Genomic DNA, 26,052 nt, shown 5'->3' with positions numbered 1-26,052 from the left:
CGGGTAGCCGGAATGTCTGTAAAGACGCCGAATCTTGATCGAATTCAAAATCCTTCGGACCTCAAGAATCTCGACCTGGACACGCTTAAGTCGGTTGCCGACGAATTGCGCGCCGAGACCATCGACGCAGTTTCTGTCACCGGTGGTCATCTCGGCTCTGCCCTGGGTGTCGTCGAGCTGACCACGGCGTTGCACCATGTCTTCGATACGCCGGACGACAAGGTGATCTGGGATGTGGGCCACCAGTGTTACCCGCACAAGATCCTGACCGAGCGCCGTGACCGCATCCGTACCCTGCGCCAGGGGGGCGGCCTGTCCGGTTTCACCAAGCGTGCCGAGAGCGAGTATGACCCGTTCGGTGCTGCGCATGCCTCGACGTCCATTTCCGCCGGGCTGGGTTTTGCTGTCGCGCGTGATCTGAAAGATGAAAACCGCAATGTCATCGCCGTCATCGGTGACGGCTCGATGACGGCGGGCATGGCCTATGAAGCCATGAACAATGCCGGCGCGCTGAATTCGCGCCTGATCGTCATCCTCAACGATAATGACATGTCCATCGCGCCGCCGGTTGGCGCGATGAGCCATTATTTCTCCCGCCTGGTCTCCAGCCAGAGCTATCGAAACATCCGCAAAGTCGGCAAGGGTGTCGCCAAGGCATTGCACGTCCAGGAAGCGGCGCGCCGGGCCGAGGAATACATGCGTGGCATGGCCATGGGCGGCACGTTGTTCGAGGAGATGGGCTTTCGCTATGTCGGCCCGATCGACGGTCATGATGTGAGCCAGCTGGTCCCCGTCCTGCGCAACGTGCGTGATGGCGAGGAAGGCCCGGTCCTGATCCATGTCGTCACCCAGAAGGGCAAGGGCTACGCCCCTGCGGAAGCGGCGGCTGACAAGTATCACGGTGTCGCCAAGTTCAATGTCGTCACGGGCGAACAGCAAAAATCCAAGGGCGGTGCGCCGTCCTATACCGGCGTGTTTGCGCATCAGCTGATCAAGGAAGCCGAGGCGGATGACCGTGTCGTCGGCGTCACCGCGGCCATGCCCGGCGGTACCGGCCTGGACAAGTTCGCCGAGCGTTTTCCCGATCGCATGTTCGATGTCGGCATTGCCGAACAGCATGCCGTGACCTTTGCTGGCGGTCTCGCCGCAGACGGTATGAAACCCTATTGCGCGCTCTATTCCACCTTCCTGCAGCGCGGTTATGACCAGGTCGTGCACGATGTGGCGATCCAGAAACTGCCCGTGCGTTTTGCCATCGACCGGGCGGGCCTGGTCGGTGCGGATGGTTGCACGCACGCCGGTTCCTTCGATGTCGGATATCTCGGCGCCCTGCCGGGCATGGTCATCATGGCTGCGGCAGACGAGGCCGAGCTCTGCCACATGATCGCGACCGCCAACCAGATCGATGACCGCCCGTCTGCCTTCCGCTATCCGCGTGGCAATGGCACCGGCGTTGACCTGCCGGACGTTGCGGACGTGCTGGAGATCGGCAAGGGCCGGATCGTGCGCGAGGGCGGTTCCATCGCCATTCTGTCGCTGGGCACGCGTCTGGAAGAATCCCTCAAGGCCGCCGACGAACTGGCCGCCAAGGGTTTCCCGACCACGGTTGCCGATGCCCGCTTCGCCAAGCCGCTGGATGAGGAACTCATTCTGCGTCTGGCGCGTGAGCACGAAGTGCTGATCACGGTGGAAGAGGGCGCTGTGGGCGGTTTCGGAGCCTTTGTCCTGCACATGCTGGCTGAACGTGGCGCGCTGGACCGCGGCCTGAAGATCCGCACCATGACCCTGCCGGACGTGTTCCAGGACCAGGACACCCCGTTCAACATGTATGAAACCGCCGGCCTCAACGCCCGCCACATCGCCGCCAGGGCCCTGGAAGCCCTGGGCCGCGAACAGGAAGCGGCACAAGTGATGGCTGCGGGCGTGCAGGCTGAGTAAAGCCGCGTGCGTGCAGACAAATACCTCGTTGAAAACGGCTATTTCGAAACCCGCGCGCGCGCCCAGGAAGCGATCGATGCGGGGCTGGTGAAGCTGGACGGGGTGGCCTTGCGCAAGGCGTCGCAGAAAGTTCCGGCTGGCGCGACAATCGAGGCCCGGGCCCTGCATCCCTATGTCAGTCGTGCGGCGCTGAAACTGGTGGGCGGGCTGGACGCATTTTCTGTGGATCCGACGGGGCGGACCTGTCTGGATGTGGGCTCGTCAACGGGCGGCTTCACCGAGGTCCTGCTGGAACGCGGGGCAGCGAAAGTCTACGCCGTGGATGTCGGCCGCGAGCAATTGCACGCGCGCCTGCGCGGGGATGATCGCGTGGTCTCGATGGAAGCGACCGATGCGCGGGATCTGACAGCCGAGGATTTCGACGCACCGCCCTCGCTGATCGTCTGTGATGCGAGTTTCATCTCTCTCCTGAAAGTCATTCCCGTGCCGCTGTCCCTGGCCGCAGACCGGGCGGTCTTTGTGGGCCTGATCAAACCCCAGTTCGAGGTCGGCCGCGACGGTGTTGGCCGCGGTGGGCTGGTCCGGTCCGACGACGAGGCCCTGCGCGCCGTGGACATCGTCCGCACCGCGCTGGACGGCATGGCGGGCTTTAGGGTCGACAATGTCATCCCCAGCCCGATCGCCGGCGGTGATGGCAATCAGGAATACCTGGTGGTGGCGCGCAAGGGGTAGTGGGTGCTGTGCTAACGCTGGATGATATCGTGGCGGTATTCAGGAGTTGAGTGGATGGCCAGGCTACAGAGCTGCATTGTTTTGGCCATGGCATTGGCTGTGTCGGCATGCGAGTCCCGAGGGGCAGAAACAGATCGCCAGCCGGAGGGCGGAGAAGGTGCAGTCACGCTGTCATATGTTCAGTTCAGCTATTCATCGTCTTCGCTGTCAGCTCACGAAATTTGGCAGGGGTTGATGGCCTCCTCTGCCATGGATTTTCCGTCTGGTTTTCAGGGGATGAACCCGAAGATCTCGGGCCGGGGAGAGGTGAGCTTCGCCTGGCGTGCGAGCTGCCAGCAGGCGATGATCGATGCCCGCGAGTTCTTCTTCGAGAAGCTGGAGGATGCCGGACTGCAGAATGTCGAGGAGATCGTCGTGCAGGACCTGCGATGCGTCGATGAGGCCGAACACAACGCATCGCAGCTGTAAGGTGTGAAACAAAACGGCGACCCGTTTCCGGATCGCCGCTTCGTGTTCGCACTACTCTACTCACTAATTGCCGACAATCGTGTCGTAGGGGCGCCAGATGCCGTCATTGCCCTGGCACATATAGACCTGGACTTCGCCGACATAACCATCCGGGCCGCGGCGGCGGGTGGTCTGGTATTCGCAGACCCAGTCGGCGGAATTATAGCTGGCGCCGGAGCTGTAACCGGACGAGGCGTTGTAGCTGCGGGCGTTCTGGCTGGGCTGGGCGCCGCCGAGCAGTTCACCGTTTGAATAGCTGTCGGACCCGTCAGTATAGCCATAATCATCCGAGGAATACCCGTCATTATAATAGCTGTCCTGGTAACGATCATCCGGCTTGCCGGAGTAACGATCATCATACTGGTCGTCATAACGGCGGTCATAGCGGTCGTTATAGCGGCTATCGCGATAACGCAGGTTCTCGCAATCATCCCCGCTGGCAATACCGGCGCCAATCAGGGCGCCGACGCCTGCGCCGGCGACCGTGGCCGCATCGTCATCGCTGGCATCACGATGATGGCGGCGGCGGTGGTGGCGGTAGCCACCGCGACGGTGATGGCGGCCGCGATGGGCGCGGCGCTCGCGGCGGTTATCGATATTCTCGTCGGCGATCTCGCTGCCGATGACAGCGCCCAGAATGCCACCGATCAGCGCGCCGGCGACCTGGCGACCCTGGCGATCGGAAACGCATTCCTCGTAACTTTGATAGTTCGACTGTGCGTGGGCCCCATTGACAAACAGGGCCATGGCGCTCGCGGAAAGAAGGGCGGTTGTCAGCAGTTTCATGTGCGGTCTCCTCGTGAGCCAATTACCACGCAGCTCGTCAAGTGCTGGAGCCAAGCTATAGCGCCGTCGATGAGCCCAACATGAACGGTCGGGTTCACCAGATTACCATTGTGCAAGAAAAGGGCCTGGTTTGGGTTTCGCCGCGGGAAGGGTGACCCCTGCCCCTCGTCTGTCCACGATCCCCAACACTTGTCATCCCGGACGGATAGCCGGGCCTGACCCGGCTGGAGATCCGGGACCCATGCGGTCAGCGCTGTGGGTCCCGGATCTGCGCCCCGCTTTCGCGGGGCCTTCGTCCGGGATGACAAGCTTGGTGGCTTTTTCACCCCACAGACGCGCGCTCTGCCTCACAAAAAAGAACCGGCCCCTCTCGGAGCCGGTTCTGCCTCGTGTGGTCTTGCGAGGGTTACTGGTAGCGGGCGACCTGCCATTCGCCGTAAGCGTCGCGGCACATGCGGACCTCGTCGAGGCGATAGGTGCCGTCCGGCATGTAGATCTCCGCATCTCCCCAGCGACATTCATTGCCGCCGTAACGGTAATTCTCGCGGATGGTGATCGAGCCGCGAATGCCCGAGTGCGGGTTGGCCCAGTAATACGGCTCGCCATACTCGAAGGCATAGTTCATCGCGTACTGGTACTGGGCGCGGTCGCAGTTATCCAGGCGGTCGACACTGCTGCCCAGGGCGGCGCCAAAACCTGCACCCAGCAGGATGCCCACGGCTGTGTCGTCATCATTGGCGGCAGCTCCGCCGATAATGGCGCCCAGGATGGCTCCGATGACAGCGCCGTCATTGTTTCCGTCATAGCGGCACAGACCATCGTAGTAGGCGAAACGGCGGCGGTCATAACCATAACGGTAATACCGGTCATGATAGCGCCAGCGGCTGGACGGACCCCAGTGGCCGTAATAACGCGAGTTCGACCAGCCATGGTTCATGTGGCGGATCCAGCGGGTCTGCTGACGCAGGCGGCGCTGATCGCGATAGAATTGGCGGCGGCGTTCCGCACGGCGCCAGCGGCGCTCGTCACGACGGGCTTCACGATAGTCGCGCCGATCCCGGCGGGCATCCCGACGGTCTTCACGACGATCCCAGCGGTCCTCGCGACGGTCCCGGCGATAGTCACGACGGTCCTCCCGACGATCACGGCGGGCGTCTCGGCGATCTTCCCGGCGGTCGCGGCGGTTTTCGACACGATCCCGGCGGCGATCACGGCGATTATCTACCGTATCGCGGCGTTGCTCCTCGAACCGTTCACGACGCCGGTCCTGGCGGTCCTCAACCCGGTCCCGACGGCGATCCGTCCGGTCCTCGCGGCGCTCGCGCCGGCGTTCCTGGCGGGCATCCGCGGCGCGGCCATTATTGATCCGGTCCTGCACCTGTACGCGGCGTTCCTGACGGTTTTCCGCGCGGTTCTCGCGACGTTGCTGGCGATTATCAGCGCGGTTTTCCTGGCGACGCTGCTGACGGTTTTCCTGCCGGCGCTCCTGGCGGTTTTCCGAACGGTTTTCCCGGCGCTGCTGGCGGTTCTCCGAGCGATTTTCCTGGCGTCGCTGGCGATTTTCCGAGCGGTTTTCCTGGCGTCGTTGTTGACGGTTCTCCTGCCGGCGCTCCTGGCGATTTTCCGAACGGTTTTCCCGGCGCTGCTGGCGGTTTTCCGAGCGGTTTTCCTGGCGACGTTGCTGACGGTTCTCGGACCGGCGTTCCTGGCGATTTTCAGCGCGGTTCTGTCGTCGTTCCTGACGACCCTCCGCGCGTCGTTCCTGAGCCGCACGAATGCGCCGCTCATTGACTTCCTGCTGAACCTCGAACGCGGCTTCCTCGACAATCGCGGAGGCTTCCGCGGAACCGATAAACATCACGGAGGGCAGCAGGGCGGCAGCCATTAAGGCGGCTTTGGAGAAGTTCTTCTGGTTCATCTCGATCGCTCCCTATCGATGGGCCGGGATGTCCGGCGTTAACGGGAAGCTAAAACCTGGTCGATGAGCCCAGCATGAACGGGTGTGTCATGTTGGGATTTTACCAGGCTGCCTGGGCTTCGTGACGCAGTTTCTGGTCTGCCAGGACAAGCGCGGCCATGGCTTCGCCGACAGGAACGGCACGAATGGCGACACAGGGATCATGGCGGCCATGGGTGACGATCTGGGTCTCCTCGAAGGACCGGTCCAGCGTGTCGCGCGGCACCCGGATCGAGGAGGTCGGCTTGACGGCAATGCGAACAACGAGATCCTGCCCGGTGGAGATCCCGCCCAGCACGCCGCCATTATGGTTGGAGAGAAATTCCGGACCGTTATCGCCCGCGCGCATCTCGTCCGCGGCCGCTTCGCCCCGCATGGCGGCGGAGGCAAAACCCGCCCCGATCTCGACGCCCTTGACGGCATTGATCGTCATCATCGCTGCGGCGATCTCGCTATCCAGCTTGGCATAGATCGGCGCGCCCCAACCGGCCGGCAGGCCCGAGACGACAACTTCGACGATGCCGCCCGTGGAACTGCCATCCCGGCGCAGTTGGTCCATGTCCGCTTCCCACAAGCTTACCGTCTCGGCATCCGGGCAGAAAAACGGGTTGTTGGCCACCTCGTCCCAGTTCCAGCGCGCACGGTCGATGGAGCGCTCACCGATCTGGATCAGCGCGGCGCGGATCCGGATATCCTCGCTCAGCACCTTGCGGGCAATGCCGCCGGCAGCGACGCGCATGGCGGTCTCACGCGCGGACGAGCGCCCGCCGCCGCGATAATCGCGCACGCCGTATTTCATGTCGTAGGTAAAGTCCGCGTGGCCGGGGCGCCACTTGTCTCGGATGTCACCGTAATCCTTTGAGCGTGCATCGACATTCTCGATCATCAGGCTGATCGGCGTGCCGGTGGTCACCGGCCCGTTGGTGCGGTCATCCTCGAACACGCCGGAGAGGATGCGGACCTGGTCCGGTTCCTGGCGTGGCGTGACGTGGCGGCTGGTGCCCGGGCGGCGCAGATCCAGCCAGGGCTGGAGGTCGGCTGCGCTCAGCGGAATACCTGCCGGACAGCCATCCACGACGGCTCCGATTGCGGGGCCGTGGCTTTCCCCCCAGGTGGTGACCCGGAACATATGACCAAATGTGTTGTGAGACATGATTCATCCGCCGTTTGCGCGAGATTAGCGAGCCGAGGTCTAGCCGTCACGCCACACACTGCGAAATCCGGATATGCACGATCCGGGTACATGCGGACCATTGGAGCTAGGCGACCGACTGGGAATTGCGGATCCAGCGGGCAAAGCGGGACATGGGTGAAGGGCGGGAGAACTCGTCGACGAAGTTGGACAGCGCCTCGTCATCATTCTCGCCGGTCAGTTTTTCCCAGCCATCCGCAGTTTCGCGAATGGAGATCGTGACCATGACATTGTCCTCGCCGACCGCGGCCAGCTGGGCGCCATCCTCGGTGCCGGCCGGAATACGGACGATGACAGGCTTGTCACCGAGTTTGAGGGCGCGGGAAACGCCGCGCTGGGCATCGGCTGCTGTCACCTCGATTTCGAGGCAGGCCGGGCGATTGGCCTCGATCATGCGGATCGCCGCGACGATATCGGCCAGCTCGGACAGGGTGTCGGGAGAGGGCGTTGAGACATCGGGGTGCAGGCGCTTGGCCGCGTCGCGGAAGGCGGATTTCGCAGCCTTGAAACCCGCACCCGGATCCAGTCCGAGCACGGCATAAGCTTCACGAATACTTCCAACACGCGATGTCATGTGTCCCAGAGTAAATCCGAAAGATTCCCGAAAGGTTGACGCGCTGCGTGGGATCTCTACCTAGCGGTAAAGACAGCAAGGAGCGCTCGCCATGTCCAGGGACCCGCTTATTCCGCCATCGCCCAGTGATGCGGAGTACCAGAAAACGGCTGACGCCAATGCGGTGGAGATTTTCGATCGCGAGGACCCGTACGAGCTGTTCTCCCACTGGCTGGAGGATGCCAAGAAAAAGGAGCCCAATGACGCCAATGCCATGGCCCTGGCCACGGCGGACGAGGACGGGCTTCCTGATGTGCGCATGGTGCTTTTGAAAGGCGTCGATGAGCGCGGTTTCATCTTCTACACCAATCTGGACAGCGCCAAGGGCCAGCAACTTGCCGAGAATGCCAAGGCGGCGCTGTGTTTCCATTGGAAATCCTTGCGTCGCCAGGTGCGGGTGAGGGGGCTGGTCGAGGCGGTTCCGGCTGAGGAAGCGGACGCCTATTTCGCCTCCCGGGCGCGGGACAGCCGAATCGGGGCCTGGGCCTCGAAACAGTCCCGCCCGCTGGAAAGTCGCTTTGCGCTGGAGAAATCCGTGGCCAGGGAGGCGGCGCGTTTTGGCCTGGGCGAAGTGCCGCGTCCGCAGCACTGGTCCGGATTCATCATACGCCCCATGAGCTTGGAGTTCTGGCGCGATCGTCCCTTCCGTCTGCATGACAGACTGACCTTCGCGCGGGACGATTTTTCCTCGCCATGGAGTACCTCCCGGTTGTATCCTTGAGGCTCCAAACGGGCTGACAGGGGGTAGCGATGGACCGGATAACGTCGGTTCTTCGTACAAGTGTGTCTGTGCTTACGTGGTGGTGCGGCCTGTTGATGCTGCTCGTACCCGCATGGTTCGCCCTGGCCTCTTTCGGGGTGAAATTCGATTTCATCAACTGGGAACTCGGCCTGGGCGTGATGATCAACCAGCTTGGTCTGAGCGTGCTGTTGACCTCGATCGTGTCGGGCGTGCTGGCGCTGGGCGTGATCATTGCCCACCGCATCCTGACGAAACGCGCCTTTGGTGTGATCGCCACCCCGGTGTGGGCGGTCGTGATGGGCGTTGTCGGCATTGGCTGGATGACGTTGACCCTCGATCAGCGCGGCGAGACGCCCTATCTCGTGGATATCTCCACCGATACCCAGGACCCGCCCGGGTTTACCCAGTCCAATGTTCGGCGCCGTCTGGCCAGTGACCAGGGGCTGGACTACGCGACCAAGACCGATGCTGAGGGGCGGGCCTATGCCGACGCCCAGGCGGAATATTACCCTGAACTGGCAAGCCTTTACCTGGACATGGATCCGGAAGCGGCTTTCCGCCGGGCCTTGCTGACGGCGCGGGATATGGGCTGGCATGTCGGTGCCGCCTCCCATTCTGCAGGCATGTTCGAGGCCACTGCGGAGAGTTTCTGGTTCGGCTTTACCGACGACATTGTCGTGCGGGTGCGCGAGACCGAGGAGGGTGAGGGCTCGATCATCGATGTGCGTTCACTGTCACGTCGCGAGATGCATGACCTCGGGCGCAATGCACACCGTGTCGCCGCCTTCCTGGAAGCGGTTCAGGTCGAGCCGACGGATGTCGATGCCTGGGCCGAGGCCGGTGCTCAGGCGGGCACCGGCAGTGAATAGCGGGCCTGCAGGTCGGCTGCGCCATCGCAGATGACACGGTTGGTTTCCACCAGGTGGATCATGTGGGCCAGCACGGAGTGGGCGGCTGCCGGGTGCAGGCGCTTGTCCACATCGGCATACATCACCGAAACCATGTCACGGATGTTCTCCTGGCCGGCACGCAGCCGGACCAGGATCTGTTCCTCGCGTTGCAGGCGGTGGTCGATATAGGCCTGGATGAACTCTGACGGGGTCTCGACAGCCGGGCCATGGGTCGGCCACAGGCGGTCATACCCATTGTCGCGAATACGGGCGAGCTCGCGCAGATAATCCCCCATCGAACCATCAGGCGGAGAGATCACACTAGTCGACCAGGCCATGACATGATCGCCACAGAACAGGGTGTTTTCCTCTTCCAGCGCGTAACAGACATGGTTGGAGGTGTGTCCCGGCGTGTGCAGGGCGCGAATGGACCAGTTGGATCCGGAAAACACCTGCTCGTCATTGATCTGGACGTCCGGCTGGAAACCGACATCATCCCCGGCCTCGAGACGGACCTCGCCACCGGTCGGCGCAATGTTCTGCGGGCCGAAGCCGTAGACCTTGGCACCATGTTTCTTCGCCAGCGGATGGGCCAGCGGGGAATGGTCCAGGTGGTGGTGGGTAACGAAGACGTGGGTGACGCGCTGGCCCTCCAGCGCCTTGTCGAGCGCGGCGATATGATCGTCCTGCACCGGGCCGGGATCGATGACCGCAACATCATCCGTACCGATGATGTAGACGCCGGTGCCGGTATAGGTGAAGGGGCCAGGATTTTGTGCAACGACGCGACGGATCAGCGGTGACAGCTGGTCACAGCGGCCGTACTCGAAGTCGAAATCGCGCACAAAAGGAATACTTGTCATTTAGTTGAGTTCCCGAGCATTGGAAGTTGAAGCTTCCAGATACTCCAAAAACGCGTCGGCCAAACGCCGTGTCACGCGGATTTTATCATCAAGTGACATTGCGATAGGTGGACCCATGTCGGTCTTGTTCACATCGACGACGTAGAGACGGCCGTCCGTACGGTCGCGCAAAACATCGAGGCCGCCCCAGTCAAGGCCCATGGCGCGGGTGAAGCGCGCCAGCATGTCCTGTTCATCGCGGGAAAGGACCTGGTCCGTATCGGTGATCAGGACTTCGTCATTGGAGTTGGAAAAACGATCCTCGACCCGGCGACGCTTGGGCAGGACCAGCGGAATACGTCCGCCAATGGTTGGACAGCGCAGATCCTCGACCAGGCCGCGTTCAATGCGGTTGTCGATGACCCGTTGATAGACATAGCCCTCGACCGGTTCGCACGGACCCTGGACGATACGGCCGTCATGGGCGCCGTTCTTTTCCGACTTCATCACCATGGCGCCTGTGCAGCTGGTCGGATCAACGCTCAGCGAATAGCCGAAGACTTCCTCGAACACCTTGGTGACATGGCTCTTGGCGATGCTGGCGCAGTGGCGGTTGATGACATGGGCGCCCGGCGGCACCGGAGTGTCGTCGCAGGTGGTGCTGTCATCAAAGTAGAAAACGACATCGGCCTCAGACGGTTGTTTGGCGATCGAGGCGCCCGCAGCGTGCAGCACACTCCAGATCAGATACCAGGGGCGGGGACGGTCCGGCGCGAACCAGATACGTGGCCCGGTTTGGGACGGGGTTTTCAGCCTCCAGGACTCCACCACGAAGTAAAACGGGAACCAGTTGAGCACCTCACCGATCAGACCGGGCTCGATCGGCAGGCGCGCACCCGTCTTCTTCACGGTGACGATACCGTTCGAATATTCGAAATCCTTCCACCACAGCGCGCTGTGCATGGCTGATATCCTTCTACTCCGCGCGACACGTCCAATATGGGAATTCGCATTGTGCCTGCAAATCACACCGCATCACACCCGGCCCAGATCTTGCTAGCAGGTTAGCAAGATCACAGAAAGGTGAATGTGAAGGTGGCGAAGTTTCTCAACAGGCGATTACTGCGATTGGCGTGGCTTTTTGTTGCGATACTCGCATTTAACATGGTCTGGGTAGCGATGCAGCCCGACCGTTCAAGCAGCCGATCTGTATCAATTGCACCTATAAGCGCAACAGATGCTGCGGTGCAACGGCATCCGGTTGATTGACAAGTGCGCCCTGAAATTGAAACTGCACGCCTGATTTGAAGAGCTGCGTCACAATATATGTTTTCCTTTGTACTGCGAAGATTACTCGTCGCCATCCCGACTTTGATTGTGATTACGGCTCTGGCCTTCTTCATGATGAAGGTCGCGCCAGGCGGTCCCTTCGACCTTGAGCGGCCGATGCCGGACGAGATCCGTGAGCGCCTGCTTGAGCGCTATGGCATGGATCAACCGGTCTGGAAGCAATATCTCGACTATATGGTTAATCTGGCCCAGGGCGATCTCGGCCCGTCGCTGAAATTCCATGACAAGGACGTCGCGGAATTGATCGGCGAGGGTTTCCCTGTCTCCATCATGATCGGCTCGCTGGCCATGTTGCTCGCCGTGTTTGTCGGCACGCTGCTGGGCGCCATTGCCGCGCTGCGCCAGAACAAGTCCAGCGACTATGCAGTTATGGGTTTCGCCATGATCGGGGTCAGTATCCCGCCCCTTGTCATGGGGCCGATCCTGGCCCTTGTGCTGGGTCTGTACATGAACCTGTTGCCGACGGGCGGTCTCAATTTCAATCGCTATGGGCTGAGTGTGCTGGTCCTGCCAGTGATCACGCTGGCCCTGCCACAGATCGCCATCATTGCGCGCCTGATGCGGGCGAGCATGATCGAGGTGATCCGCTCCAACTATATCCGCACCGCCCGTGCCAAGGGCCTGTCGGCCCCGGCGGTCATGGTCCGCCACGCCCTGCGCTCCGCGGTTCTGCCACTGGTCAGCTATCTCGGTCCGGCCTCTGCCGCAGTGATCTCCGGCTCGCTGGTGATTGAACGTGTCTTCCAGCTGCCGGGCATGGGCGCGTATTTCGTCGATGCCGCCCTGCAGCGTGACTATACGCTGGTGATGGGCGTTGTCGTTGTTTACGCCAGCCTGATCATATTCCTGAATTTGCTGGCAGACCTGCTCTACAGCGTGCTCAATCCGAGGGTGAAGTTCGACTCATGACCACGATCGTCAATCCCAAGGAAAAACAAGAAATGCTGACCAAGGCGGCGGTCCGGGGCCGTTCGCTCTGGGATGATGCCCGCACGCGCCTGATGCGCAACAAGGCCGCTGTGGCCTCGATGTTCATCCTGGGCGTGCTGGTCGTGCTGGCGATTATCGGCCAGCTGGGCATCTGGGTGCATGATTATGACACGATCTATCGTGATCGTGTGTCCATCGCGCCGACCCTGGACAACTGGCACATCCTGGGCACGGACGCCCAGGGGCGGGACCTTCTGGCCCGCACGCTGGTCGGACTGGGCGTGTCGCTGATGGTGGGCGTTGTCGCCACCATTGTCTCGCTGGTCATCGGTGTGACCTGGGGGGCGACAGCCGGATTTGTCGGCGGGCGTATCGACCAGATCATGATGCGTTTTGTCGACATCCTGTATTCGCTGCCCTTCATCTTCTTCGTCATCATCCTGATGGTCGTGTTCGGGCGCAATATCGTCCTGATCTTTGTCGCCATCGGCGCGGTTGAATGGCTGACCATGGCGCGCATCGTGCGTGGCCAGACCCTGGCCCTGGCCAAGATGGAATTTGTCGAGGCGGCCGAGGCCGCAGGTGTCTCGCGTGGCAAGATCATCCAGCGCCACATCATCCCGAACGTGCTGGGCCCGGTTGTGGTCTATGTGACGCTGATGATCCCGGTTGTGGTCCTGGCCGAGAGCTTCCTGTCCTTCCTGGGCCTGGGTGTCCAGGAACCGCTGACCTCGCTGGGTCGCCTGATCTCGACAGGTGCGCAGGACATGGAAGTCGCACCGTGGACGCTGATCGTGCCGGCTGTGACGATGATGATCACGCTGTTCTGCCTGAACTTCATCGGTGATGGCCTGCGCGACGCGATCGATCCCAAGGATCGCTGATCGCATCCCCGGACATGAAAAAAAGGGCCGCATCGAGCGGCCCTTTTCTTTTGTGGAAAGCCTGTGTCGGCTAGCGGTTGTCGACGCGGCGGACGCGGATGGAACGGCCCTGGCCGTTGATGCGCATCATGTAGCTGTCCAGCGCAGCCTCGCTGATCTCGGCATAGATGTCGCCGCGCGGAATGCGAACGCCACGCTCGTCGGTCTGACGCCAGACCTGTCCGTTCTCCATCGTGAAGATATGCGTGCCCAGACCCACAACGCGATAGCTGGCGATCGGCATGCGCACCGTATCCGGCGTACCATCGCGATTGCGCTCGACGACCTGGGACTCGCCCCCGATATCGCTTTCGGCCAGGGATGGTTCACGCACCGGGCGCGAGCCGAACTCCGCGACGGCGTCATCTCCGCGATCGGCTTCGGCGACGGCGCGTTCCTCGTCACGATTGCCAAAACCGGGGAGACGAACCCGCGGGATCAGGCGGCGGCGTTCCGGTGCGGCCTCTGCGGCGGCCCCGGCCGCGTCAGCGACACGCGATTCGCGTTGACCGAATTGGCTGTCACGGGACATCTGTTCCACGATGCGATCGTAACAAACCAGGCGAGCAAGGCTGTCGCTCTCGCCGCGGCAGGCGATCAGGGCATCGCGCGTATTGTCCTGTGCCAGCGCGGGTGCCGCAATCAGTGCGGTCAGGCCCGTCGAGCAGGCGAGCAGGATCGAAAGGCGGGAATTCATCATTGACACTCCAGTACGGGCGTTTATTTGCCATTCACAAGCGGTGTGCGACTGTCGACCACTTGGCGACGATAGTCTAGAACTACCGCTGAAATCATTTTTCACGTGTCGGAGGGGAGACCGAAACCGTGCTGCGCAATCGTATCATCAAAGCCGCTCTTGTAACCACATCACTGCTGGCCCTGGCGGCCTGCGGCGGCGGACAGCCGAACAATAGTGATTCCGTTACGCTTCACCGCGGTAACAATGCCGAGCCTCTTTCGCTTGACCCGCACCGTGCCAGCGGCACCTGGGAGAACAATATCATCGGCGACATGTTCGTCGGCCTGTTCACCGAGGATGCCAGCGGTTCGCCCATTCCGGGCATGGCCGAGAGCTGGGAAGTTGCCGAGGACGGCCTGACCTGGACCTTCACCTTGCGTGAAGCTCTCTGGTCGGATGGCGAGCCGGTCACGGCCAGCGATTTCGTGTTCTCCCTGCGTCGTATTTCCGATCCGCAGACCGGCGCCCAATATGTTTCGCTGCTGTTCCCGATCGAGGGCATTGCCGCAGCCAGCCGTGGTGAGATCTCCCCGGACCAGATCGGTGTTCGTGCGATTGACGACCGGACGCTGGAGATTTCCCTGGAAAATCCGGCGCCCTACCTGCCGGGCCTGCTGACGCACTACACGGCCTTCCCGATGCCGCAGCACGTGGTTGAACAGTATGGCGATGAATGGGTGCGCCCGGAAAACATCCAGTCCAATGGTGCCTTCCGCCTCTCTGACTGGCGCACGAACAACTACGTACACCTGGTGCGCAACGAGAACTTCTTCGACAACTCGAATGTCTGCCTGGATGAAGTCTTCTTCTATCCGACGGTGGATAACAGCGCGGCCAGCCGCCGCGTTCGCAATGGCGAGCTGGACCTGAACATGGAATTCCCGGGCCAGCAGCTCGACTTCCTGATGCGCGAAATCCCTGAATATGTCCGCGTTCATCCGTTCATGGGTACGATCTACTTCTCCCTGAACACCCAGCTGGAACAGTTCGAGGATGCCCAGGTCCGCAATGCGCTGGGCATGGCCATCGACCGGACCTTCATCGCTGAACAAATTCTCCAGGCCGGTCAGCCGCCGGCCTATTCCATGGTGCCGCCGGGCGTGGCCAATTATCCGGGCGGTGTGGCTGCGAGCTGGTCCAATATTCCGGTTGAGCAGCGCCGTGAAACCGCGCGCGAGATCCTCGAGGCGGCCGGTTATGGCCCGGACAATCCGCTGCGTTTCGAATACACCTACCGGGCGACGGGCGATAATCCGCGTATTGCGCCGGTCGTGCAGAATGACTGGTCGTCAATCGCCGAGTGGGTCATCCCCGAGCTGATCGTCAACGATACCCAGATCCATTACGACAATCTGCGCGCCTCCGACTTCCAGGTCGCTGATGGCGGTTGGATCGCGGACTATAATGACCCGTACAACTTCCTCTTCCTGGCGGAGTTCCGGTCAGTGCCGATGAATTACTCGCGCTATAACAATCCGGAATATGATGCGCTGGTCACAGCCGCGAACCAGGAGCTGGACCTGGCGGCCCGTGGCCAGATGATGGCCCAGGCGGAACAGATGATGATTGATGACATGCCGATCATTCCGATCGTGTTTTATGTCAACAAGAACCTGGTCAGCCCGCGCGTCACAGGCTGGGTCGACAATGTCGTCAACATCCACCGTTCGCGCTACATCTGCTTCAACGACGTCGAAGCAGCAGAATAAGTCGCCTTGCAGACAATCCCGACCCGACCTAGCCTGTACGCAAGTATAGCGCAGGTCGGGGTAGGGATATGTCGGGCGCAGACACAGTAACTGATGCGATTATCGCCGGCTCTGGAGCCGGCGAGATCGAGGACGCGATCCACGCGTCCAAACGTACCAAGCGGAATCGCGACAGCGCATTCCAGTCTCCCACAGCCGAGGGCACGTGCTCGAATTGCGGCACGCAATTGTCGGGGCCGGTCTGTCACAGCTGTGGCCAGACGGCGGACAGTTTCCATCGACCGGTGTGGGAATTGCTGACCGAGATCTTTGACGGTCTTTTCGGTTTCGAAGGCCGCATGTGGCGCACCATCCCGCCGCTGCTTTACCGCCCCGGCCATATCACCCGCCAATACCTGTCCGGCGTGCGCGCACGTTATGTGATGCCGTTCCGTCTCTATCTGACGGCGAGTGTTCTGTTCTTCTTGGTCGTGTTCGGTGCGACGAATATGGATTTCGGAGATGCTCCGACTGCTGCTGAGATCGAGGCTCAGCAGGCAGCTGTCGAACAGGGCTTGGTGACGGCGCGGGAGCAGATGGAAGCTGCCGGCATGTCGGGGGAGGAGATAGACCAGGCGCTTTCAGCAGCCGAAGCGGGGCGCGAAGCGCTTGCCGAAGTTGCCTCTGACCCCGTTGTGCAAGCTGCGCAGGAAGAGAACTGGAAAGAAAGCGCGATCAATGGCGTGCGTGTCGCACTGGTCCCTGAACTGTACCCCGAACTGGTAGCTGAAACCTCAGATGAAGGTGATGCCGAGGCGGTTCCGGGCGGCGTGATCGAGCTGGAAGAGGGAGTCTCGGTCAGTGTCGGCGAAGATATATCAGACATGCCGCTGGAGATTCGCCGTTTCCTGGCGGACCAGGCCGAGAGCGTGATCAACGACGACGGCCAGCTGATGCGGCGTGAGCTGGAAAAGTGGATCCCGCGCGTGATGTTCATCATGGTGCCGGTATACGGCTTCCTGCTGGCCTTCATGCATTTCTACAAGCGCGGCTATTTTTTCTACGATCACATGGTCGTTTCATTGCATTTCCATGCCTTCTTGTACCTGTTCATGCTGGTCACAATGGGGATTTCAGCCATCATCGGTGCCGGCTGGGCGATATTCATCCTGTTGATATGGTCGAATTTCTACCTCTACCGGATACACCGGCGGGTTTATGATCATGGCCGGTTTTCATCGGCCTTGCGGGTGATTGTGCTCAACTTCGCCTATTCGATCCTGCTGGCTATTGGCACGATCATCGCGCTGTTCCTTGCCTTTCTCAGCGGCTAGGGCGGCACGCCTCCACAAGAACGTGTCACAAAAAAGGGCCCGCCGATCAGCGGGCCCTTTCTTTTTGGATATGGCGTTCGGCCTAGCGCGGTTGCGGGGCCGTAGAGCGGAGCTGGACGCCGCGGGCATCCATCTGCTGGCGTGCTTCCACGGCGGCCTGGACTTCCGGCAGGTCCATCAGCGCATTCATGCGTGCCATGGCCTCGGCGCTGTCAGCGGAAACGCCGAACAGCTGTTGGAAGGCCTCGAAACCGGTCAGCGGTTCCGGATAGCGGCGCAGGCGGATCTCACCTTCCGGTGCGATACCGGCCAGTTCCTTGGCGGCGCCAATAGCGTCACGGAAGCCGCCGATCTCGTCGACCAGACCCAGGTCCAGCGCCTGGGCGCCGGTCCAGACACGGCCACGGGCAATTTCCAGCACGCGCTCGAGCGGCAGGTCACGTCCATCGGCCACGCGTGAGGTGAAGTCCTCGTAGATGTCTTCCATCTGGGTGCGATAGGCCTCGCGCTGGCTTTCCGTCCAGCTCTGCTGGCCCGAGAATGCGGTTGCATACTCGCCGCCGACGGAAACAGACTCAGTGTTCAGACCCAGGCGGGCATAGGTGCCGGAAAGATCGACCTTGCCCCCCAGAACACCGATGGAACCGGTGATGGTGGTGGCGTGAGCAATGATGTAGTCCGCCGGCGCGGCCAGGTAGTAACCACCCGACGCGGCCGCATTGGCCATGGAGATGACAACCGGCTTGCCGGCTTCGCGGGCGCGGATGACGGCGTGCCAGATCTGGTCGGAGGCGATTGCGGAACCGCCACCGGAATCAACGCGGATGACGATGGCGCGGACATTCGAGTCTTCCGCTGCCGCGAGGATGTTCTCGGACATCGCGTCGCCGCCGATCATGTCCGTGCCGCCAAACGGACCGGCTGCGCCGGAACCGGTGACGATGGCGCCCTGGCCCTCGATGAGGGCGATGACCGGAGCCGAGCTGAAGTCGGCCGGTGCCTGGGCGTAGTCATAGATGGACACGGCACTGGAGCCTGCGCCCGCACGGGCGAGGGCCGCTTCGCGGGCTTCCACGACGTGGCCAAGGCGGTCGATCATGCCCGCTTCCTGAGCGGTCTCGGCCGTGTGCGGTGCAGTTTCAAAAACGCCGGTGATATCGGTGACAGACTGATCGCGATCATCAGCGATCGAGGCAACGGCCGTGTCATAGATCGAGGTCATGTAGGAGGTCATGGCCTCACGATGCGCTTCGGTCAGGCCGGTTTCGACGTATTGGTTGGCAGCGTTCTTGTACTCATAGAATTGTTCGAACTGGGGCACCGCATCGAACTGGTCGAACAGGCCGCCCAGGAAGGTGATTTCGGCAGCGAGGCCCGCTGGCGTGAAGCTGGCCGTATCCTGCAGCCAGATCTCGTCGGACGCAGCAACGGCATAGTATCCGGTCAGTGACGTGCCTTCAAAACCCTGGGCGTGGGTCATGACAAAACGACCGCTCGCCTGGAAATTGGTGATCGCGGTGCGGATTTCCTCGGCGGTGGCCGGGGACATGCCGAATTCGTTGGCGCGGATGAAGAGGCCCTGGACGCGCTCATCGGCTTCGGCGCGCTCCAGCGTGCGCACGACGTCCACGACAGACAGCGGCTCGGAAAAGGCGAAGGGCGAGCTCGACGGGCTGTCGAGACGGCCGGTCCGCAGATCCAGCTCCAGCACGATGCCGTCGACCGGCAGCGCCACTTCTTTCTCTGCGCTGCTCATGGCTGACGCAAAGAGCGAGAACAACATGATCGTAAATACGATGACGGCCAGAACTGACCCGACAATCACACCAAAGATCGAACCAAAGAAGGTGATCCAGAACTGTTTCATTTTAACCCCTTAATGTCGCTGACACAGCGATCCGCCCGGCTTGCACCAGAAAACTGCAAGATCCGGTCCGCCTTTGGAGGGAAACTAGTGCTCCTGAACGGCACGGTCGAGGGGGATTGCGAGGGAATGTGTCCACGCACGAATCAATATCGCACAGCGTGACCGAAAGGCCGCAGGGGATGTTGATGAAGGGCGGGAAAATGAATGGTCGGAGTGGCGAGATTCGAACTCACGACCCCTGCCTCCCGAAGACAGTGCTCTACCAGGCTGAGCTACACTCCGAACCGAGGCGCGGCTTATAGCCAACAATGTTGGTAGGTGCAACGCGCTAATATCAGCCAGCCGCACATGAAGTGCAGCAGTGGCCGATTGCACTGGTATTTGAGCACGCGTCTGCAATTGAACGGCATTTTACCGCACAGACCCGTTGCATCATTTGAGCCGAGTCGTTATTTAGCCCGCTCCGCTGGAAACGCGGAACCGGTTGGGGCATCGCCAAGTGGTAAGGCATCGGTTTTTGGTACCGACATTCCCAGGTTCGAATCCTGGTGCCCCAGCCAACTCTTCAAGAAAATTTGTACGCGTTTTTCAGGCGAGGCCTGAAATTTAATGTTTGTGCCCGTTTTCGTGCTCTTTGAGACACGGGTGATGGATAAATTATCATTGTAGCCACAGGCAGATTTCAAGCTTTCGCAATCTGCTATCTGCAGGCGAGTTCACGAAAATTGCGCGTCCTGTCAGGCGAATTTGGGCCGAAAAAGCGCAGTTATGGGACGGTTCCGCCCACATTGCTCTATTGATCGCCGCACTTTGCTGGTGTTAGCGTTCATCCAAATTTCAAGCGGCGTGTCTGCGCCTATGAGTCGGTGGAGCAACCATCGCGATGTGAGTGAACTGCAGTTTCAACAGGCTCGGTAACCACTCATCCAGAAATAAGCGCTATGTCGGCGTTATAGACGACGGCGGCAGTGCCGTTTGAATTTAGGGTAGGGGGCCAAACCGGCAGGCTGACGCCGGTTCAGCACGAAATTAGTAAGCGGGAATCTCGTATGGGGACCCGCATTGACCATTGTGAGGCGAGAAATGGTGAACTTGAAGAATTTGGTTCGCGCGTCGCTTATGGCGGCGGTTGCGACGGCAGCCTTTGGGGGTGTCGCTAGCGCGCAAAGCGCGGTGCTCAACCAGACGCTGGACGTTGCAGAGCAGAGCACGAATAACGGTCGTGAGACCCAGCAGCAGGTCGATCGACTCGATGACCAGCGTACGGACATTGAACTGGAATATCGCGCTCTGCTGCAGCAGATCGAATCCCAGCGCCTGTTCGTTGAACAGCAGCAGGTTTTCATCCGTTCGCAGGAGAACGAGCTGACCTCCCTGCAGCAGCAGATCGAACGCGTTGACAATATCGAGCGTGACCTCGCTCCGATGATGCGTGAAATGGTTGTGCAGCTTGACCAGTTTGTGAACCTCGACCTGCCTTTCAACCTTGAAGGTGAAGATGGTCGCCGCGCTCGCATCGAGCGTCTCTACGAGCTCGTTGACGATGCCGAGGTCTCCCAGGCCGAGCGCTATCGCGTGATCCTGAACGCCTATGAAATCGAAGCGTCCTACGGCCGCTCCGTTGTCGTGTTCGAGGAAACGGTTCTCGAAGACGGCGCTCCGGTGATCGTTGACGTACTGCGCATCGGCCGCGTTGCCTTGATCCGCAAGTCTCGCACGGACCAGAGCCTCTCGATCCTCTATGCAGGTGCTTCCGGCTACCAGGACGTTCCGTCCAGTGCCCTGTCCAACGTAAACCGTGCCTTCCGCATCGCGGAAGAAGTCACGACCCCGTCTGTCTTCCTGGTCCCGCTTCCGGGCCCGTCGGCCGCGCAATAACGGTCAGGTTCGGAGAGTAGAACGATGAAAACGACGATGAAAATTCTCGCAGCTGCAATGTCTCTCGGCGTTGCCCTGTCCTCCGGCGTTGTCGCACAGACGCAGCCGGCCACGTCTCTTAACGAGCTGCTGAACCGCGTCCGTCAGGACACGCGTGAAGCCAGCCAGGAAAACCAGCAGCGCCTCAACGAGTTCACCGGCTCGCGCAATCAGCAGTCCGCACTGCTGTCTCAGGCTCGCGGTGAACTGTCGGCGCTCGAGCGTCAGGCGGATCAGCTGTCCGCTCAGTTCGACGCCAACCAGATCGCGATCGACGAGCAGGCTGACATCCTTCGCCAGCGCCAGGGTGCGTTCGGTGAAGTCTTCGGTACCGCTCGCCAGGTCGCCGGCGAATTTGCCGCTCAGATCGACAGCTCGATTGTTTCCGCTCAATTCCCGGGTCGTGCTGACGCCCTTGATTCTCTGGCGAACTCCAATGTTCTGCCGACGCGTGCCGAGCTGGACTTCATCCCGCGCCGCGTGATCGAGGAAATGATCCAGCAGCAGCGCGTTGTGAACTTCCAAAGCGTTGTCTACGGCGTCAATGGCGGTGAGCCGACCACGGTTACCCGTGTTGGTCCGTTTGTTGCCTGGTCCAACCACAACAACAATCAGCGTTTCGCGCTGTGGTCCCAGGAAGATGGCACCAATATCTGGCGTCTGTCCGACCTGGCTCGCCAGCCCCCGGCACAGTTCGTGTCCGGTGCATCTGCCATGTACAGCGCTGATGCCGGTGAAGTTGTCATGGGCGTGCTCGACCCGTCCCGTGGACCGCTTCTCGACATCTACAAGGACGTTCCGGATATTTCCGAGCGTATCGACCAGTCCGGTAATGTTGGTCTGGTGATCATCGGCCTGCTGGTCCTGTCTGCTGCTTTCGGTCTGTTCCGCATCTTCATGCTGTTCACGACGCAAGCTGCTGTCAGCGGTCAGAAGCGCAAGTCCAAGGCATCCAAGTCCAACCCGCTGGGCCGTGTCATGCTCGCTTATGAATCCGTCAAGGATCGTGACACCGAGACGATCGAGCTGAAGCTCGACAACGCCATCCTGCAGGAAACGCCGAAGCTCGACTTCGGTCTGAACTTCCTGAAGCTGGCTGCCGGTATTGCTCCGCTGCTGGGTCTGCTCGGTACGGTTACCGGTATGATCAAGACCTTCACGCAGATTACCCTCTTCGGTACGGGTGACCCGCGCGTAATGGCCGGTGGTATCTCGGAAGCCCTGATGACCACGGTGCTTGGCCTTATTGCTGCCATTCCGCTGCTGTTCATTCACAGCTTCGCAGCCAGCTTCGCGCGTGGTGTCCAGGCTGTCCTGGAAGAGCAGGCCGCTGGTCTGGTCGCTCGTCACGCTGAAGAATCCAACGGCTGATCGGAGGAAGCACGATGGATTTCCAGGCCGTATATTCCGGCCTTCAGGAGTTCCTCGAACGCGGGGGCCCCGTTCTGGTCGTCATCATGTTTACGACCTTTGTAATGTGGGCCTTCATGCTCGAGCGCTTCGCTTACTTCTTCCTCGCCCAGAAGGGTGATGCAGACAGAGCGAAGCGGGAGTGGGCCGCACGTGCAGACAAGAAGACTTGGTATGCACACGCGATCCGCGACCAGCTCATCTCGGAGGTCAAGGCAAGCGCCGATCAGAATGTCGAGCTCATCAAGACGCTCGTCGCTGTAGCGCCGCTCTTCGGACTGTTGGGGACAGTGACCGGCATGGTCTCAGTCTTTGACGTAATGTCCATTTCCGGATCGTCAGATGCCCAGGCCATGTCGGCCGGTGTATCGCGTGCGACGATCCCGACCATGGCTGGCATGGTGGCGTCCCTCTCGGGGCTCATCCTCGCCAATTACATCGAGAGAATGGCAAAGCGCCGCGTAGCGGTTCTTGCCGGCGATCTCGAGATTGAGGAGGCCTAGCCATGCGTCGTCGCAAGCAACAGGGAGATGAACAGGCAGAAGTCAACATGACGCCGATGCTCGACATCGTCTTCATCCTGCTCATCTTCTTCATCGTAACGGCTACTTTCCTCAACGAGGAAGGCATCAACATGCAGCCGCCGCCGGAGAGCGATGCTCCGCCGCCGGAGGATGCGCCGTCACCGATCGTGGTCCAGGTGGACGAGGACAATAATATCTTCGTCAACCGCGTGCGGACCGATGTCGACCGTGTGATTTCAGCCGTGAACCGTTTCCGTGCCGAGTCTGCCGGCAGTGCAGTTCTGATCGAAGCCAATGATGAAGCCTCCCACGGCATCATCGTTCGGATTTGGGATGACATGTCTGCCAACGGTGTGCCGGTCTCGCTGAGCCGCGCAAGCGGTCAACAGCAATAGCCGGGGAGGTGAGTTAATGGCTCGTCGCACTAGCCGAGTATCAACAGACGATAGTGATGTTGAACTGGATATGACGCCCATGCTGGACGTCGTCTTCATCCTCCTCATCTTTTTCATCGTCACATCCGTCTTCATCAAGGAACCGGGGGTGGATCCGCTCCGTCCCGAGGCCGTGACGCAAGACGATCTCAACCCGTCCATGCTCGTCGCCGTCACGTCGGAGAGCGAGATCTGGGTCAATCGCCGCGCCTATGAACAGGCCGAGCTTCGCACGGTGATCGAGCAGCTTCTGCAAGAGAACCCGCGTGCCCGGGCTACCATTCAGGGCGACCAAGAGGCCGAAATCGGTGTCATCCTCGATGTCCAGGACCTGCTCCTGGAGATGGGTGTGGATGTCACGATCTCGACCCTGCAGGAATAAGGAGAGGAATGATGGGAAGTATTATTCGTCTCGTTATCGGTGTTCCGATTGCCGCCCTGGTGACGATTGGTCTTTTCGTGATCATGTACAACCTCATCGTTCCCGATGAAGTTGATATTGGCGAGGAAGGTGAAAACCTCCGCATCTCGATCAATGACGAGGTTGCAGAGGTGGAAGCGCGTCGTCGTGACACCACGATTGACGATGTGGATCAGATTGATCCGCCGCCCCCGCCGCCGCAGATCGAACGCCAGGCCGCCGAACAGCCGACCGAAGGTCTTGACACCATCGTGGGTCAGATCCCGGAATTCGACACGCCGCAGCTGGGTTCTGACAGCGTAAGCTTCTCGGTCTCCGACCGTGATGCCCAGCCGCTGGTCCGGATCGAGCCGCAATATCCGCCGCGTGCTGCGGAGCGGGGTGTCGAGGGAACCTGTGCTGTACGTTTCGATGTGACACCGGACGGTACGCCGACCAATGTCACGATCATGAACTGTTCCAGTTCCATGTTCGAACGTGCATCCATCCGTGCTGTCGAGCGCTGGCGTTATAATCCCAAGGTCGAAAACGGTGTTCCGGTCGCACGTCGCGGCGTGGAAACCCAGTTCAACTTCGAACTTGCGGATTAAGATGTAGTCAGGGGTGGTCTCGCCACTGGGCGGACCACCTCATCTTCCGGCCCCGCGGCCCGTCTGTTCCAGACGACGCCAAGGCGCCAGAAAGCACCGGTCCAGGGAGAGGGACTGGTATGAAGGAGCCATCGATGACCCGTTTTGACGGATTCGATCTAGCGAAATTCACGCGCTCTGCGTCGATGATCGTGCTTGCCGGTGTGCTGTTCGGAACGGCTGTTTCCGACGCTGACGCACAGCGCCGCAATCGCCGTGATGCCGAGCAATCGGAAGAAGATGCTGCGGAACGCGTCTTCTCCGCCGCGATCGGTGAAATCGTGCTCGAGGCGCAGAACCAGCAGGCCGAGGAACTCTTTGCAGAGTCCATCGTGACGCTGAACCGCGCGCTCGGGAACAATAGTATCAACCCCTATGAACGTTCCATCGCGCTGCAAATGCGCGGTCGTGCCTATTATGAGCAGGAACAGGTTCAGCGGGCGATTACGGACTGGGAAACCGCGATCACGACCGGCGCTATGCTGCGCTCCGAGATTGCGAACCTGCGTATCAATATCGGCCAGCTCTACATTACCGAAGGCCAGTACGACCAGGGTATCAGCACGCTTGAGTCGGCCATTCGTGATGCCGGCGACGAGATCATCACGGCGCCGCTGGCCCGCATGCTCTCCCAGGCCTACGCCCAGGCTGAACGTTATGCCGACGGCCTGCGCTGGGCCGAGACCTTCTGGGAATTGCGCCCGGTCGCGGAACGGACACGCGGCGACTATTCGCTGATGCTGTTCTACTATCAGCAGATGGACATGGTTCCGCAGCAGATGGAAATCGTCGAGGCGATGGTCGCCCGTTGGCCTGACGAGAAGCGCAACTGGACGTCCTACGCATCCCTGCTGGCTCAGACGGGTCGTGAAACGGACGCGTTCGAAGCCAACAAGATCATGTACATCAACGGCATGCTCAATGAAGGTCCCGAGATCGAGCGGGTCGCGCAGTATTATTCCTTCTTCGAATATCCCTATCGGGGCGCTGTCATTCTCGAGCGCGAGATGAATGCGGGCCGTGTGGATCGTGACCAGGCCAATCTCAACCTGCTGGCCAATATGTGGCGTCAGTCGCGTGAGTGGGAGCGGGCAATTCCGGTTCTGCGTCAGCTGGCACAGCTGACTGGTGAAGGTGATGACTGGGTGAAACTGGCCGAGGCCCTCTACCAGGAGGACCAGCTGTCCGAAGCCGAGACCGCTTTCCAGGAAGCCCTGAACCGTGGCGGTATCAACCGTCCGGGCGATACCTGGAACCTGCTCGGCACGGTGCGTTACGAGCTGGGCCGTCGCCAGTCTGCGATCGCCGCCTTCCAGGAAGGTTCGCGTTATCCCTATGCGCGTTCGACGGCGAACGGCTGGGCGACCTTCATCCGTGCGGAGATCAATGGTGAGGCCGATCGTGCCCGCCTGCGCCGCCAGATTGCCCGTGACGAGTGCGGCTTCACCGTGACCGACCTGGTCAATGGTGCGCGCCTGTTCGGTGACGTTGACGAGGAAGGCCGCGTGAACATTGATGTTCCCGAGCGCTGCCAGCCCTTCTTCAACCGCTTTGGCGAGCCGATTGACGAAGTTGCGTCCAATGACGCTGCCGCGGAAAGCGATAACGGCTAGACCGCTGTCACCAAGGCTTTTGGATCAACGCCCCGGCCCTGTCGCCGGGGCGTTTTTCTATGTCCGGTATACAC

General features: G+C 60.8%; 24 protein-coding genes and 2 tRNA genes. 17 read left to right on the top strand and 9 right to left on the bottom strand.

Features of this window, described 5'->3' with window-relative positions; translation table 11 throughout:
- Window positions 1-12: 12 nt before the first annotated feature.
- From dxs to SIC17_RS03490, 3 genes are read left to right on the top strand one after another with little or no spacing between them, the layout of a single operon-like run.
- Window positions 13-1,938, top strand: a complete 1,926-nt coding sequence (gene dxs / locus SIC17_RS03500; protein ID WP_412546403.1) for a 1-deoxy-D-xylulose-5-phosphate synthase — start codon at window positions 13-15, stop codon at window positions 1,936-1,938.
- 6 nt (window positions 1,939-1,944) lie between these two features.
- Window positions 1,945-2,670 carry a TlyA family RNA methyltransferase gene (locus SIC17_RS03495; protein WP_412546402.1) on the top strand — a complete coding sequence of 242 codons (726 nt, stop codon included), beginning with the start codon at window positions 1,945-1,947 and terminating at the stop codon, window positions 2,668-2,670.
- 54 nt (window positions 2,671-2,724) lie between these two features.
- Window positions 2,725-3,138 carry a hypothetical protein gene (locus tag SIC17_RS03490; RefSeq protein WP_412546401.1) on the top strand — a complete coding sequence of 138 codons (414 nt, stop codon included), beginning with the start codon at window positions 2,725-2,727 and terminating at the stop codon, window positions 3,136-3,138.
- 63 nt (window positions 3,139-3,201) lie between these two features.
- Here the strand turns inward: SIC17_RS03490 and SIC17_RS03485 are convergent, their stop codons facing one another.
- From SIC17_RS03485 to SIC17_RS03470, 4 genes are all read right to left on the bottom strand, one after another.
- The gene (locus tag SIC17_RS03485) at window positions 3,202-3,963 is read right to left on the bottom strand and encodes a hypothetical protein (protein WP_412546400.1); all 762 of its coding nucleotides are present in this window, start codon (window positions 3,961-3,963) and stop codon (window positions 3,202-3,204) included.
- A gap of 406 nt (window positions 3,964-4,369) precedes the next feature.
- Entirely contained in the window at window positions 4,370-5,881 is a 1,512-nt protein-coding gene (locus SIC17_RS03480) for a hypothetical protein (protein ID WP_412546399.1), read from the bottom strand.
- Window positions 5,882-5,981: 100 nt separating this feature from the next.
- The gene (gene aroC, locus SIC17_RS03475; RefSeq protein ID WP_291893815.1) at window positions 5,982-7,073 is read right to left on the bottom strand and encodes a chorismate synthase; all 1,092 of its coding nucleotides are present in this window, start codon (window positions 7,071-7,073) and stop codon (window positions 5,982-5,984) included.
- A 106-nt stretch (window positions 7,074-7,179) separates the two neighbouring features.
- Window positions 7,180-7,686, bottom strand: coding sequence for a J domain-containing protein (locus SIC17_RS03470; protein ID WP_291893812.1), 507 nt, complete (start codon window positions 7,684-7,686; stop codon window positions 7,180-7,182).
- A 91-nt stretch (window positions 7,687-7,777) separates the two neighbouring features.
- On the opposite strand from SIC17_RS03470, the gene pdxH reads away from it, so the two are divergent.
- Window positions 7,778-8,446: a pyridoxamine 5'-phosphate oxidase gene (gene pdxH, locus SIC17_RS03465; protein ID WP_291893810.1), complete on the top strand. Its 669-nt coding sequence runs from the start codon at window positions 7,778-7,780 to the stop codon at window positions 8,444-8,446.
- Window positions 8,447-8,508: 62 nt separating this feature from the next.
- Complete coding sequence (locus SIC17_RS03460) at window positions 8,509-9,336, top strand: DUF1499 domain-containing protein (RefSeq protein WP_412546398.1); 828 nt, start codon at window positions 8,509-8,511, stop codon at window positions 9,334-9,336.
- Here the strand turns inward: SIC17_RS03460 and SIC17_RS03455 are convergent.
- Together SIC17_RS03455 and SIC17_RS03450 are read right to left on the bottom strand one after the other, a co-directional pair.
- Complete coding sequence (locus tag SIC17_RS03455) at window positions 9,312-10,220, bottom strand: MBL fold metallo-hydrolase (RefSeq protein WP_412546397.1); 909 nt, start codon at window positions 10,218-10,220, stop codon at window positions 9,312-9,314. The two genes, SIC17_RS03460 and SIC17_RS03455, sit on opposite strands and share 25 nt — an antisense overlap.
- Window positions 10,221-11,162 (bottom strand): hypothetical protein, encoded by a 942-nt coding sequence (locus tag SIC17_RS03450; protein WP_291893800.1) that lies wholly within the window; start codon window positions 11,160-11,162, stop codon window positions 10,221-10,223.
- Between the two features lie 363 nt (window positions 11,163-11,525).
- Between SIC17_RS03450 and SIC17_RS03445 the strand changes: the two genes are divergently transcribed.
- Both SIC17_RS03445 and SIC17_RS03440 read left to right on the top strand, forming a co-directional pair.
- Window positions 11,526-12,458, top strand: a complete 933-nt coding sequence (locus SIC17_RS03445) for an ABC transporter permease (protein WP_291893796.1) — start codon at window positions 11,526-11,528, stop codon at window positions 12,456-12,458.
- Window positions 12,455-13,363, top strand: a complete 909-nt coding sequence (locus SIC17_RS03440) for an ABC transporter permease subunit (protein ID WP_291893794.1) — start codon at window positions 12,455-12,457, stop codon at window positions 13,361-13,363. Before SIC17_RS03445 ends, SIC17_RS03440 begins: the two co-directional genes overlap by 4 nt.
- Window positions 13,364-13,433: 70 nt before the next feature.
- Here SIC17_RS03440 and SIC17_RS03435 read toward each other — a convergent pair whose 3' ends face one another.
- Window positions 13,434-14,099: a hypothetical protein gene (locus tag SIC17_RS03435; RefSeq protein ID WP_291893792.1), complete on the bottom strand. Its 666-nt coding sequence runs from the start codon at window positions 14,097-14,099 to the stop codon at window positions 13,434-13,436.
- Window positions 14,100-14,227: 128 nt separating this feature from the next.
- Between SIC17_RS03435 and SIC17_RS03430 the strand changes: the two genes are divergently transcribed.
- Entirely contained in the window at window positions 14,228-15,850 is a 1,623-nt protein-coding gene (locus SIC17_RS03430) for a peptide ABC transporter substrate-binding protein (protein ID WP_291893789.1), read from the top strand.
- Between the two features lie 68 nt (window positions 15,851-15,918).
- Window positions 15,919-17,163 (top strand): DUF3667 domain-containing protein, encoded by a 1,245-nt coding sequence (locus SIC17_RS03425; RefSeq protein ID WP_291893786.1) that lies wholly within the window; start codon window positions 15,919-15,921, stop codon window positions 17,161-17,163.
- Between the two features lie 82 nt (window positions 17,164-17,245).
- Here SIC17_RS03425 and sppA read toward each other — a convergent pair whose 3' ends face one another.
- Both sppA and SIC17_RS03415 read right to left on the bottom strand, forming a co-directional pair.
- Entirely contained in the window at window positions 17,246-19,030 is a 1,785-nt protein-coding gene (gene sppA / locus SIC17_RS03420; protein WP_412546396.1) for a signal peptide peptidase SppA, read from the bottom strand.
- Between the two features lie 205 nt (window positions 19,031-19,235).
- Window positions 19,236-19,312 (bottom strand) — tRNA-Pro (locus tag SIC17_RS03415).
- Window positions 19,313-19,515: 203 nt separating this feature from the next.
- On the opposite strand from SIC17_RS03415, the gene SIC17_RS03410 reads away from it, so the two are divergent.
- The 8 genes from SIC17_RS03410 (at window position 19,516) to SIC17_RS03375 (ending at window position 25,978) form a co-directional block, all read left to right on the top strand.
- A tRNA-Gln gene (locus tag SIC17_RS03410) sits at window positions 19,516-19,590 on the top strand.
- A 559-nt stretch (window positions 19,591-20,149) separates the two neighbouring features.
- A complete protein-coding gene (locus SIC17_RS03405) occupies window positions 20,150-20,908 on the top strand; it encodes a DUF3450 domain-containing protein (protein WP_412546395.1) in 759 nt (252 codons plus the stop codon).
- 24 nt (window positions 20,909-20,932) lie between these two features.
- Window positions 20,933-22,318 (top strand): MotA/TolQ/ExbB proton channel family protein, encoded by a 1,386-nt coding sequence (locus SIC17_RS03400; protein ID WP_291893777.1) that lies wholly within the window; start codon window positions 20,933-20,935, stop codon window positions 22,316-22,318.
- Window positions 22,319-22,332: 14 nt separating this feature from the next.
- Window positions 22,333-22,860, top strand: coding sequence for a MotA/TolQ/ExbB proton channel family protein (locus tag SIC17_RS03395; protein WP_291893774.1), 528 nt, complete (start codon window positions 22,333-22,335; stop codon window positions 22,858-22,860).
- Window positions 22,861-22,862: 2 nt separating this feature from the next.
- Complete coding sequence (locus tag SIC17_RS03390) at window positions 22,863-23,276, top strand: ExbD/TolR family protein (protein WP_291893771.1); 414 nt, start codon at window positions 22,863-22,865, stop codon at window positions 23,274-23,276.
- A gap of 16 nt (window positions 23,277-23,292) precedes the next feature.
- Window positions 23,293-23,697: an ExbD/TolR family protein gene (locus SIC17_RS03385; RefSeq protein WP_291893768.1), complete on the top strand. Its 405-nt coding sequence runs from the start codon at window positions 23,293-23,295 to the stop codon at window positions 23,695-23,697.
- 11 nt (window positions 23,698-23,708) lie between these two features.
- Window positions 23,709-24,326, top strand: a complete 618-nt coding sequence (locus tag SIC17_RS03380; RefSeq protein WP_291893765.1) for an energy transducer TonB — start codon at window positions 23,709-23,711, stop codon at window positions 24,324-24,326.
- A gap of 134 nt (window positions 24,327-24,460) precedes the next feature.
- Window positions 24,461-25,978: a tetratricopeptide repeat protein gene (locus tag SIC17_RS03375; RefSeq protein WP_291893762.1), complete on the top strand. Its 1,518-nt coding sequence runs from the start codon at window positions 24,461-24,463 to the stop codon at window positions 25,976-25,978.
- The last annotated feature ends 74 nt before the right edge of the window (window positions 25,979-26,052 follow it).

This window comes from Maricaulis sp. MIT060901 (assembly GCF_047123815.1).
Lineage (GTDB): Bacteria > Pseudomonadota > Alphaproteobacteria > Caulobacterales > Maricaulaceae > Maricaulis.
The sequence above is the reverse complement of the archived record's forward strand: the minus strand, read 5'-3'. Positions and strand labels throughout refer to the sequence as shown.